Annotated in this window: 10 protein-coding genes; 7 read left to right on the top strand and 3 right to left on the bottom strand. The window is 64.4% G+C overall.

What is annotated here, in order from left to right; all coding sequences use genetic code 11:
• The first annotated feature begins 215 nt into the window (after positions 1-215).
• The 3 genes from cysD (at position 216) to AC0L2F_RS10020 (ending at position 5511) form a co-directional block, all read left to right on the top strand.
• Entirely contained in the window at positions 216-1010 is a 795-nt protein-coding gene (gene cysD, locus AC0L2F_RS10030; RefSeq protein ID WP_473248293.1) for a sulfate adenylyltransferase subunit CysD, read from the top strand.
• Between the two features lie 19 nt (positions 1011-1029).
• Positions 1030-2967, top strand: a complete 1938-nt coding sequence (gene cysC, locus AC0L2F_RS10025) for an adenylyl-sulfate kinase (RefSeq protein WP_063994691.1) — start codon at positions 1030-1032, stop codon at positions 2965-2967.
• Positions 2968-3345: 378 nt separating this feature from the next.
• Positions 3346-5511, top strand: a complete 2166-nt coding sequence (locus AC0L2F_RS10020; RefSeq protein ID WP_473248256.1) for a malate synthase G — start codon at positions 3346-3348, stop codon at positions 5509-5511.
• Between the two features lie 67 nt (positions 5512-5578).
• On the opposite strand, the gene AC0L2F_RS10015 is transcribed toward AC0L2F_RS10020, so the two are convergent.
• On the bottom strand, positions 5579-5734 hold the full coding sequence (locus AC0L2F_RS10015; RefSeq protein ID WP_007599832.1) for a Thivi_2564 family membrane protein: 156 nt from the start codon (positions 5732-5734) through the stop codon (positions 5579-5581).
• 275 nt (positions 5735-6009) lie between these two features.
• Here AC0L2F_RS10015 and AC0L2F_RS10010 point away from each other — a divergent pair, with 275 nt between their 5' ends.
• Positions 6010-8103 (top strand): methyl-accepting chemotaxis protein, encoded by a 2094-nt coding sequence (locus AC0L2F_RS10010; protein ID WP_063994689.1) that lies wholly within the window; start codon positions 6010-6012, stop codon positions 8101-8103.
• Positions 8104-8263: 160 nt separating this feature from the next.
• Here AC0L2F_RS10010 and AC0L2F_RS10005 read toward each other — a convergent pair whose 3' ends face one another.
• Together AC0L2F_RS10005 and AC0L2F_RS10000 are read right to left on the bottom strand one after the other, a co-directional pair.
• Positions 8264-8917 (bottom strand): DUF2865 domain-containing protein, encoded by a 654-nt coding sequence (locus tag AC0L2F_RS10005; protein ID WP_473248255.1) that lies wholly within the window; start codon positions 8915-8917, stop codon positions 8264-8266.
• A gap of 17 nt (positions 8918-8934) precedes the next feature.
• Positions 8935-9753 (bottom strand): L,D-transpeptidase, encoded by an 819-nt coding sequence (locus AC0L2F_RS10000; RefSeq protein WP_473248254.1) that lies wholly within the window; start codon positions 9751-9753, stop codon positions 8935-8937.
• A 209-nt stretch (positions 9754-9962) separates the two neighbouring features.
• Here AC0L2F_RS10000 and AC0L2F_RS09995 point away from each other — a divergent pair, with 209 nt between their 5' ends.
• From AC0L2F_RS09995 to AC0L2F_RS09985, 3 genes are all read left to right on the top strand, one after another.
• The gene (locus tag AC0L2F_RS09995) at positions 9963-11075 is read left to right on the top strand and encodes an AI-2E family transporter (RefSeq protein WP_063994688.1); all 1113 of its coding nucleotides are present in this window, start codon (positions 9963-9965) and stop codon (positions 11073-11075) included.
• Positions 11076-11153: 78 nt separating this feature from the next.
• Positions 11154-11525, top strand: a complete 372-nt coding sequence (locus AC0L2F_RS09990) for an ElaB/YgaM/YqjD family protein (protein WP_007599824.1) — start codon at positions 11154-11156, stop codon at positions 11523-11525.
• Positions 11526-11601: 76 nt separating this feature from the next.
• On the top strand, positions 11602-12057 hold the full coding sequence (locus AC0L2F_RS09985; RefSeq protein WP_007605433.1) for a hypothetical protein: 456 nt from the start codon (positions 11602-11604) through the stop codon (positions 12055-12057).
• Positions 12058-12059: the final 2 nt, after the last annotated feature.

Genomic DNA, 12059 nt, shown 5'->3' with positions numbered 1-12059 from the left:
GACTGGAATTATTTTCTATATATGTGTCGTTTCGAGCGCGCAAAGAGAAAATTTTTTCTTCTCTCTTGTACCGCAACTATAGAATTTTCGCCTTCAAACGCAAAGTGGCAGAGATGCATCTTCTCAAGGACAATTCCAGTGCTGTCGGGTTGGGCAACCCGGCCGCGGTCGAGCGCACGCGCACGCAAGAATTTTCTGCCGACCTTGCCCCGAGCATGGACCATCTCGACCAACTCGAGGCCCAGAGCATCTATATCTTCCGCGAAGCCTTCGGCCGCCTCAAGAAGATCGCCCTGCTGTGGTCGCTCGGCAAGGACTCCAACGTCATGATCTGGCTGGCGCGCAAGGCGTTCTTCGGCCGTCTGCCGTTCCCGGCCCTCCATGTCGACACCGGCAAGAAGTTTCCGGAGATGTATCGCTTCCGCGATCACTACGGGAAGGAATGGGATCTCGATCTGCGCGTCGAGCCCTGTCCGCCGATTGATGCCGTCGACCCAACGCTGCCGCCGGCTGCCCGTTCCGCGGCGCGCAAGACCGAGGGCCTCAAGATGGCACTCGGCAAATACGGTTTTGACGGCCTGATCGCCGGCATCCGCCGCGACGAGGAGGCGACGCGTGCCAAGGAGCGCGTGTTCTCGCCACGCGGGCTCGAAGGCAATTGGGACGTGCGCGACCAGCCGCCGGAATTCTGGGATCACTTCAACGCCTCGCCGCCGCAAGGCGCGCATTTGCGCATCCATCCGATCCTGCATTGGACCGAGTCCGATATCTGGGCCTACACCAAGCGCGAAAACATCCCGATCATCCCGTTGTATCTGTCGCAAAACGGCAAGCGCTATCGCTCGCTGGGCGATCAGGACATCACCAATCCGGTCGCCTCAAACGCGTCGACGATCGACGAGATCCTGATCGAGCTCGAGCAGACCAGGGTGCCGGAACGTTCCGGCCGCGCGCTCGACCACGAGACCGAGGATGCATTCGAGCGCCTGCGTGTCGCCGGCTATCTCTGATCAAGGACGCGAGCGTCGTATGAACATGATCGTCACCCCCGCTTCGCCCGCCACTCCGAACGGCACCACGTCGATGCCAAATGGCACGACGCGACCGCAGGTCCGCATCGTCATTGTCGGCCATGTCGATCACGGCAAGTCGACGCTGGTCGGCCGCCTCTTGCACGAGACCGGCAGCCTGCCCGACGGCAAGCTCGAGATGCTCAAGGCCGTCAGCGCGCGGCGCGGCATGCCGTTCGAATGGTCGTTCCTGCTCGACGCGCTTCAGACCGAGCGCGACCAGGGCATCACCATCGACACCACGCAGATCCGCTTCCGCACCAATTCGCGCGACATCGTGCTGATCGACGCACCGGGCCACGCCGAATTCCTGCGCAACATGATCACCGGCGCCTCGCAGGCCGACGGCGCGGTGCTGATCATCGACGCGCTCGAAGGCGTGCGCGACCAGACAAGGCGGCACGGCTATCTCCTGCATCTGCTCGGCGTGAAGCAGGTCGCGGTCGTCGTCAACAAGATGGACCGCGTCGACTTCTCCGCCGAGCGCTTCAAGGAGATCAGCGACGAGATCTCGGCGCATCTGCAAGGCCTCGGCGTGAAGCCCACGGCCGTGATTCCGATTTCCGCCCGCGACGGCGACGGCGTCGCCGAGCGCACCGACCGCATCGGCTGGTACAAGGGTCCGACCGTGGTCGAGGCGCTTGACAGGCTCGAACCGGCGCGGCCGCTGGAAGCGCTGGCGCTGCGCTTGCCGGTGCAAGCGATCTACAAATTTGATGATCGCCGCATCGTTGCGGGCCGGATCGAATCCGGCAGCCTCATCGCCGGCGACGAAATCGTGATCATGCCGGCCGGCAAGATCGCCAGGATCAAGACGGTCGAGAGCTGGCCGGTGACGCCGGTCGCGGGCCGACAGGGTGCTGGCCGCTCGGTCGGCATCACGCTCGACCGCGAATTGTTCCTCGAACGCGGCGATATCATCGCGCATACCAAGCGCGCGCCGCGCGAGACGCGACGGCTGCGCGCGCGGATCTTCTGGCTGCACGACAAGCCGCTGGCCAAGGGCGACCAGCTCCTGGTTCGCTGCGGACCGAAGGAAAGCCGTGCCACTGTCGTCGCGATCGAGAAGGCGGTCGATCCGGGCGAGCTGTCGAGCGTCGAGAACAAGGCGATCGGCCGCAACCATGTCGGCGAGATCGACATTTCCCTTTCGAATCCGATTGCCACCGATCCCTACACGGAAAATCCGCGCACCGGCCGTCTCGTGATCGAGGTGTCCGGGCGCATCGCCGGCGGCGGTCTGGTGCTGTCGGTCGATGCCGGCCAGCGCGCCGTGCCCGTCGACATCGTGCCGGTGGAATCCGCGCTGCGGCCCGACGAACGCTCCGCGCGCTATCGTCACAACGGCGCCGTGGTCTGGCTCACTGGCCTCCCCGCCTCCGGCAAGTCGACTCTCGCAAAAGCGCTGGAGCGGCGGCTGTTCAGCAATGGCGGCTCACCGATCCTGCTCGACGGCGACACGCTGCGCGCCGGGCTCAACAGCGATCTCGGCTTCTCCGCCGCCGATCGCAGCGAGAACATCCGCCGTCTCGCCGAAGTCGCGACACATCTCGCCCGTAACGGCCACATCGCCATTGTCGCTGCGGTCTCGCCCGCCCGCGAGGACCGCGCCACCGCGCGCCGCATCGCCGACACTTCGTTCCGCGAGATCCACGTCGCGACGCCGGCGGAAATTTGCGAGGAGCGCGACCCCAAGGGCCACTACAAAAAGGCCCGCGCCGGCACGCTCGCGTCGTTCACCGGTATCCTCAACAACTACGAGACGCCGCAAGCAGCCGAGCTCGTGATCGACACCTCGACGCGGACGGTCGCCGAGGCGGCGGACGAGATTGAACAGATGCTCAAGACGACCGGCGTGCTGTTCGACGAAGTCGTGGACCTCGCCGCGAATATTTGACGGCGCCGATTATCGCGCCACATCATCGGAGTCGTCCCGGCGAAGGCCGGGACCCATACCGCGCGATCTGTCGGTGGGGATGGGGTGCGAATCCCGGACTACTAATCTTTGTCAAATTTCTCCCTGTGGTTATGGGTAACGGCCTTCGCCGGGACGACGCCGGGGAGAGATCACGCTCATTGCTTTGGCATTTGACGCCTAGGTGCCTTCCTCGCCGGCCTGCCCCACCGCCTTGACATTTTGACAACTTTTGGGGGCCTTCTCACGGCCCCGATTTTGGGGCTAATAAGACCCTGAAAGCCGCCCCTTATGGGCGCATTTTGCTGCTGTCGGGTCAAAAGCAGCCAAAAACAGCCATTTCCAACGAGAAAGCCCATCATGAAACGCGTCGATGCCCACGGATTGAAGATCGCTCCCGTCCTGTTCGATTTCATCGCCAAGGAAGCGGCCCCGAAGACGGGAATCGCGCCGGATGCGTTCTGGGCCGGGCTCGCCGCCATCACCAAGGAGTTGGGGCCGAAGAACCGCGCGCTGCTGGCGGAGCGCGACACGCTGCAGACCAAGATCGACGACTGGCACCGCGCCAACAAGGGCAAGGCGTTCGACCTCAATGCCTATACCGCCTTCCTGAAGGAGATCGGCTATCTCGTCCCTGAGCCGGCGACGCAGAAGGTCGAGACCGCCAATGTGGACGAGGAGATCGGCAAGATCTGCGGCCCGCAGCTGGTCGTGCCCCTGACCAACGCACGCTATGCGCTGAACGCGGCGAATGCGCGCTGGGGCTCGCTCTATGACGCCTTCTACGGCACCGACGCGATCCCCCACGATCCGTCCGAGAGCGGCAAGGGCTACAACAAGGCGCGCGGCGACAAGGTCATCGCCAAGGCAAAAGCGTTCCTCGATGCCGCGGTGCCGCTGGCGACCGGCAGCCACACCGACGTCACCGCCTATAGCGTGGTCGCGGGCCAGCTCGCGGTGAAGCTGAAGAGCGGCAATGCCACCGCGCTGAAGAACGCCGCCCAATTCGCAGGCTTCCAGGGCGATGCGGCCGCACCGAGCGCGGTGCTGCTCGCCAACAACGGCCTGCATGTCGAGCTGAAGATCGACCGCACCAGCGCGATCGGCAAGGACGATCCGGCCGGCGTCGCGGACATGGTCATGGAGTCCGCGGTCTCAACCATTCTCGACATGGAAGACTCGGTCGCGGCGGTCGACGCCGAGGACAAGGTGCTGGTCTATCGCAACACGCTCGGCCTGATGAACGGCACGCTGTCGGCCGATTTCGAGAAGGGCGGCAAGACGCTGACGCGCTCGCTCAATGCCGATCGCAGCTACAAGACGCCTGACGGCAAGGGCGAGGTCAAGCTGCACGGCCGCAGCCTGCTCCTGATGCGCAATTGCGGTCACCACATGTTCACCGACGCGGTGCTGGACGACAAGGGCGAGGAGATTCCGGAAGGCTTGCTCGACGCCGCCGTCTCCGGGCTTCTTGCCGTGCACGACTTGAAAGGCAACTCCAAGGTCAAGAACAGCCGCACCGGCTCGGCCTATATCGTCAAGCCCAAGATGCACGGCCCCGACGAGGTGTCGCTGACCTGCGAGATCTTCGACCGCGTCGAGAAGATGTTGTCGCTGCCCGAGAACACGCTCAAGGTCGGCATCATGGACGAGGAGCGGCGCACCACCGTCAATCTCAAGGCCTGCATCCAGCGCGCCTCCAAGCGCATCATGTTCATCAACACCGGCTTCCTCGACCGCACCGGCGACGAGATCCACACGTCGATGGAGGCGGGTCCGATGATCCGCAAGAACGAGATGAAGGCGCAGCCCTGGATCAAGTCCTATGAGGACTGGAACGTCGATATGGGCCTGACCTGTGGCCTGCCCGGCCATGCCCAGATCGGCAAGGGCATGTGGGCCGCGCCGGACAAGATGGCGGACATGCTGGCCCAGAAGCTCGCCCATCCGCAGGCCGGCGCCACCACCGCCTGGGTGCCTTCGCCGACGGCCGCGACGCTGCACGCGCTGCACTACCACCAGGTCAACGTCACCGCGCGCCAGCAGGAGCTCGCCAAGGGCGGCCCGCGCGCAAAGCTCGAAGACATCCTCACCATCCCGGTGTCGAAGTCGAACTGGGCGCCCGACGACGTCAAGCAGGAGATCGACAACAACTGCCAGGGCATTCTGGGCTATGTCGTACGCTGGATCGACCAGGGCGTCGGCTGCTCCAAAGTGCCTGACATCCACGACGTCGGTCTGATGGAAGACCGTGCCACCTTGCGCATTTCGAGCCAGCACCTCGCCAACTGGCTGCACCAGGGCGTCATCACCGAAGCGCAGGTGATGGAATCGCTCAAGCGCATGGCGGTCGTGGTCGACAAGCAGAACGCCGGCGATCCCGTCTACAAGCCGATGGCGCCCGCCTTCGACGGCACAGCCTTCAAGGCGGCGAGCGACCTCATCTTCAAGGGACGCGAGCAGCCCAACGGCTACACCGAATACATCCTCACCGCCCGCCGCCGCGAGGCGAAGGCGGCGGGATAGGCCCGAATAAGCGAGCACCAAAAGCCCCGGCTCACGCCGGGGCTTTTTTGTTGGAGCAGTAGCCCGGCTAGAACACTGCCAAATATTTCAGCAGCGACACGATACCGATGATGATGACGACAACGCGCGCGATCTGCTTGGCGCGGCCGTCCATCGGCAGCATGTTGATGAGGTAAAGTACGAGAATGACGACGAGAAAGGTGACGAGGACGCCGACCAACATTGCTAGGACCCCCCTTTTAGGCCAGTTGCGGACGCTCTCTCAACGCACAACTCCCGTGCCGGTTCCATTGATGCAACCCTCTGCAACTTCTAGTAATTCCGTACTTCTACCGTCAGTCGGCCTGCCTAAAACTTTACCCTTTTCCTTTCAGATGCAGTCACCGTTTGGGCCCTGAGCCACAAACGGCATGCGATTGCCTGGTCTTGCGTGCCCCTCTTTTCCGATGTTGCCCGGGGCGATTTCACGAACTTTGTCATGGGAATTGGGGGACTTCGATGCTGAATCGTCTGACCGTATCCGCGCTGCTGAAGGCGGTGATCGCGATCACGTCGGTTTGCGTGGTGATCGCACTCTCGCTCACCGCCTACGAGTCCTGGGATCGCCTGAAGACCGCCAACCGCATCTCGCAGATCGCCGTCACGTCCGCCGATCTGTTCAAGGCGATGCACAATCTGCGCACCGACCGCTCGACGACCAACCGCCTCCTGAACGCGACCGAGCCGATGGACGGCGAGATCGAAAAATACCTGCGCGCCTTGCGCGATGCCCAAATGCCCGCCATGGCGCGCGCGCTCGAGCTGCTGCCCAGTATGGACTTCCCACAGTCGGGCACCCTGGTACCGGAGCTCGCGCGTCTGTTCAAATTGTTGACCGAAGAGCAGAAGCAGTTCTGGGAGGATGTGGCCAAGCCGAAGGACCAGCGCCGCGCCGGCCTGCCCAAGGAATACATGGAGACGACGCAGGGCCTGCTCGACACGCTCGACAAGCTCTCGAACACGTTGGCCGCCACGGTCAATCACCTGGACGCCACGATCGACCAGCTCCTGTCGATCAAGCAGAACGCCTGGCTGCTCCGCAACACCGCAGGCGAGGCGTCGCTGATCGTCTCGACCGGGCTTGCCGCCGGCAAAATCACGCCGGAAGGCCGCTACGCCTATACCCAATATGTCGGCGGCACGAGCGCAATGTGGAAGGCGCTGGAGTTGTCGACGTCCGGCATGCAGTTGCCGGCGGGGCTCGCCTCCGCGATGGCCTCCGCCAAGACCTCCTATTTCGAGCCGCAATATCTGGCCTTGCGCGACCGTCTCGCCGACGCGCTGGTCAAGGGTGAGAAGCCCGAGATGACGGCGAACCAATGGAGCCCGGTCACGGTCGGCCGCATGGCGAGCGCGGTCGCAGTAGCAGAAGGTGCGCTCGATGCTGCCAAGATCCACACCCAGGAGCAGCGCGGCGCCGCAGAGCGCGCACTGTTCGTGCAACTGACGCTGCTGGCGCTCGCCGTGGGGCTTGCCGTCGGCGCGATCATGCTGGTCAGCCGCCGCGTCATCACTCCGCTCAATACCATTCGGGACGCCATGCTGAAGGTCGCCGGCGGCGACCTTGCCGTCGACAGCGGTTATCTCGACCGCAGCGACGAAATCGGCGCGCTTGCCGGCGCGCTGGAGACGTTCAAGGAGCAGGCCAACGAGAAGCTCAAGATCGAGGCACAGGAGCGCGAACGCAATGCGGGCGCCTCCGCGCGCCAGCGCGCGGTCGAGACCTATGTCGGCGAGTTCGAGGGCGCGGTGCGCAAGACGCTCGGCGAATTGAGCGAAGCCTCCGGCGAGATGCGCAAGACCTCGGGCGATCTCTCCGCGGTGTCGCGGCAGACCAACGACCGCGTGCAGGTCGCGGGCAAGGCCTCCAATGACGCCTCCATGAGCGTCGACAGCGTCGCCGCCGCTGCCGAAGAGCTCAGCGCCTCGATCAACGACATCAGCCAGCAGGCCGCGCATGCCGCGGGCATCGCCAGCCGCGCCGTGACCCAGGCGCGCGACACCGACGGCACGGTGCAGGGACTTCAGAAGTCGGCCGGCCGCATCGGCGAGGTCGTCGGCCTGATCAACACCATTGCGCAGCAGACCAATTTGCTCGCGCTCAACGCCACGATCGAGGCGGCCCGCGCCGGCGAAGCGGGGCGCGGCTTTGCCGTGGTCGCCTCGGAGGTGAAGTCGCTGGCGAGCCAGACGGCCAAGGCGACCGAGGAGATCTCCGAGCAGATCGCCGATATCCAGAAGGTCGCGGGCGACGCCATCAGCGCGATCCAGACCATCGGCGGCATCATCGGCGAAGTGAACGAGGTCGCGACCGCAATCGCTGCCGCCGTGCAGGAGCAGGGTGCGGCCACGCAAGAGATCACCCGCAGCACCCAGTTTGCGGCGCAGGGCACCAGGAACGTCTCGGACAACATCACCGGCGTCAAATCCGATGCTGACGCTGCGGCCGCCGCCGCCGACAACGTGAAGCATGCCTCCGAGATGCTGGAGAGCCAGAGCCGCCAGCTCGGCCATGAGGTCAGCGACTTCCTCGGCAAGATCCGCGCGGCGTAGGGTAGGTATCTAGAGCCACACAGGCCTCGATGTCGTCCTGGCGAAAGCCAGGACCCATAACCACCGCCGTCCGCAATAGGCAGGCTGGTGGTTAGCGGTGCGGGCCCACATCGGCATTTGGGGTAATGGGTCCTGGCCTTCGCCAGGACGACGTTGAGGGCTACTCCTTCGCCACCACCGGCACTTGGCGGAATCTTGCGCGCACCGAATCCGGCAGCGGCGAGAAATTCATCGCGACGCCGCGGCGGTCATTGGCATTGCGGCTGGCGACCACCAGACCGTCGGCGCCCGCGACGATGTCGCCCTTGCGCAAGGTGGGATCGTCGTCGATCTTGACCTGGGCGAGCCCGACCGGATCCTTGCCGTTGCAGGTGCAGCCCGCCACGATCTCGTTGCGGTACCGGAAGGCGTTCGGCAGGTCGGAATAGGATTTCCCCTTGTCCGTCGTCGCGTCGTCGATGTTGCCGCCATAGACCAGCGAGGTCTCCGAGGCCGGGCAGAAGCTCTTGCAGGATTGCGCCTTGCTCTCGGAATCATTTCCCTGCGCCGGGAAATAACGTCCGTCGCAGCCGCGCACACAATAGGCCGTGCCACCGCCATAGGAGGCCCGCTGGCGCGGCGTGTCATAGCGCGGCGTGTCGTCTGTCTGGAACGGCATGCGGATCTCGGGCGCCGCCCGCCCGCGGAAGCCGCCGAATAGCGCCGAGAAAAAGTCCTCCGCATGGGCCGATGGCGTCAGCGCGAGGCCGAAGGAGGCAACGGCGACGAATGCCGCCGCGCCACCGGCGAGTTTGCCGATCGAACGTCTCTTCATGTGACCTCGCTCGACCCTTAGTTCACGGCCGAATTCGAAATGTTCAGCGCCTGCCGGCCCGAGGGCAGCGCCGTCACTGCCGGGCGCTTGCGCACGGAATCGCCGCCTTTCGCCATCAGCGGCGCGTTCTTCGGCAGTACGACCACCTTGGCGCCGACATTGACACGTCCGAACAGGTCGGTGACGTCCTCGTTGGTCATGCGGATGCAGCCGGACGAGACGAACTTGCCGATCGTGCTGGGATCATTGGTGCCATGGATGCGGTATTCGCTCGACCCGAGATACATCGCACGCGCGCCGAGCGGATTGCCGGGGCCGCCTGCGACGAAGCGAGGCAGATAGGGCTGGCGCGCAATCATCTCAGCCGGCGGATGCCAGTCCGGCCACTCCGCCTTGCGGCTGACGCTCTGCACGCCCGACCAGGTGAAACCTTCGCGCCCGACGCCGACGCCATAACGGATCGCGCGGCCCTGGCCGAGCACGTAGTAAAGATAAGTATTGTTGGTATCGATGACGATGGTACCGGCCGGCTCGCTCCGGTCGAAACTGACAATCCGCTTCCGCAGGCGATCGGGCAGCGCGGCATCCTCGTCGGGCGCCTGCGCGCTCTGGCTTGCATAGTCTTGGTTCGCATAGCCCTGGTTCGCATAGCCTTGGCTCGCATAACCCTGCGAATAGCCTTGGTCCTGCGGGTAGGCCTGGTCCTGCGAATAGGTGTAGCCCAGCGTCTGTGCGCTCGCGGCGCCGAACGGCACCGCCAGCAAAGCGGTTGCGAACGCGAAAGCGGTGATGCGGCGCGGCGATAAGCGGCGTCGGACTGGAGAGAACTTCGTCATGTGCTGCCCCGTTGGATGCCTGCATCAGGGTGATGCGCTGGTTTGATCAACGCGGTCGAACCGCCACAAGTTCCGCGGCGCGATGCAGCAGCCACGTCACAGTCAAGAGAGCGCTTCTTCACGAAGCCGCGATGGAACCCGCAGGGCGCTTTGACGTTCTCTCCTGATCATGGGCGCGAGGACCGAAGACTCCGTGCCGGAGAGGTATTGTGCGCGTCCTTCCCAGTGAACGTATGACTTCCGGCAACGGCGAAGGCACTCCGCTTCCCGAGAGCCACGGCGAACTCCCGCCGGTGATCCGCCGCACCGAGCTCGTCGCCTTCTCGCTCGCCGGACTGCTCCTCATCGCAATCGTCGCGGTGCTCTATGTCGGAAAGGCGTTCTTTCTGCCTGTGGTGATGGCGTTCGTCACGGGCACGATGCTCTCGCCGGCAGCGACCTTCCTGGAGAAACGGAAAGTGCCGCGGAGCCTCGCCGCCGCGCTGATCGTGTTCGCGGTGACCGCCGTAGTCGGCTTCATCGTCGCGCTGATTGCCTCGCCGGCGATGGAATGGAGTTCGCGCCTGCCCGAACTCGGCGCGCAGTTGAAAGACAAGGTCCACGTGTTCGACCGGCCGCTGGCGCTGTGGCGAGAGCTGCAGTTGATGCTCGGCGGCTCGGAGGGTTTGCCGAGTTTCCAGATGCCGAAATTCGATTGGGTGCAGCCGACGATCGAATTCCTGTCACCGACCTTTACCGAATTTCTGCTGTTCTTCGTCACCCTGATCCTGTTCATCGCCAGCTGGCGGGACCTGCGACGGGCAATGATCATGACCTTCAGCGATCATGAGGCACGGCTGCGCACGCTTCGCATCCTCAATGAGATCGAGGTCCATCTCGGCAACTATCTCTTGACCGTGACCCTGATCAATGTCGGCGTCGGCGTCGCCGCCGGCATCGTCTGCGCGCTCACCGGAATGCCCAATCCGGCTGGCCTCGGCGCGCTCGCGGCCACCCTCAATTTCATTCCGATCATCGGACCGGTGGCCATGTTCGCCATTCTGGTCGTGGTGGGACTGGTCACCTTCCCGACCGTCAGCGGCGGCCTGATGGCGGCGCTCGCCTTTGGCGGCATCACCTTCCTGGAGGGACATTTCGTCACGCCGACCATCATCGGCCGGCGGCTGGCGCTCAATGCGCTCGCGGTGCTGCTGGCGCTGGCGTTCTGGACCTGGCTGTGGGGCCCGATGGGCGCGTTCCTGTCGTCGCCGCTGCTGATCGTCGCCCTGATCCTGAAGGAGCATCTGTTGCCGCAGGATTCGCCGCAGCTCCCGCAGGACTGACCGGTTTCCGTGAACGGAACTTACCCGACGACGAAACGTTTCCCGGCTGTCTCAACCGTCAACAGCTCGGAGCCCCTGATGTCCACCACCAATGCCGAAGCCGGGATGAGAGACTGGACCGACAAAGCCACCCGAGAACGCCTCGAGAAGGATGTAGCAGCCGTGAAAAGCGATATCGCCGCCCTCACCGATCAGATCACTGACGCGCTCAATACTTTTGCCAACTCGTCCGGCAAGCAGGCCCGCCGCGGCTATCGCCAAGCGCGCGAAAACGTGGATTCCGCGATCGACGACATGTCGGAGCGCGGTAGCGCGATGATGGGCGCGGCACAGGAGGCCTACGGCTCGATCGAGGAGACGCTGGAGGACGCGATCAGCCAGCGGCCGCTCGCGACCGTCGGGCTCGCGCTCGGCATCGGCTTCCTTATCGGCGCGGCCTGGCGCCGCTGAGGTCGCGAACTTGTATCGAGACGGTGGCGCAGCGGCGCCGCCGGTGCCGGCTTGTGGGGATTTGAGGAGCAACGCCATGTTTCAGCGCATCATCGACGGGATCAGCGCATCCACCGGCACCACTGTGCGGCTGACCTCGCTGGCAGCAGGCGCGGCGTTCGCACTGTTCATCACCACGTGCTTCCTGTGCGCGGCGGCATTCATCTCGGTGCTCAACAAATATGGTCCGGTGCAGGCCTGCCTTGCCGGTGCAGGCGTTTTCTTTCTGCTGACCTTGGCCGCGGCGGTGAGCTATTGGGTCTACAAACGGCAGTTGCGCAAGCAAGCTCATATCGCGGCCGAGCGCGCCACGAAGTCGGCGGCCTCGAGCATGCTCGCGGATCCCATGCTGCTCGCCACCGGACTCCAGATCGTTCGCGCCGTCGGGATTAAGCGGCTGTTGCCGATCCTGGCGATCGGCGGCGTCGCCCTCGGAATCATGGCGAGCCGCGCCGGCGCACCCGACGAGGTCTCGGCTGAACCTGCCGAGTAGCG

The organism is Bradyrhizobium sp. Ken64 (genome assembly GCF_055807555.1).
Note: the sequence above shows the minus strand (reverse complement) of the source record. Positions and strands in the feature narration are given on the sequence as shown.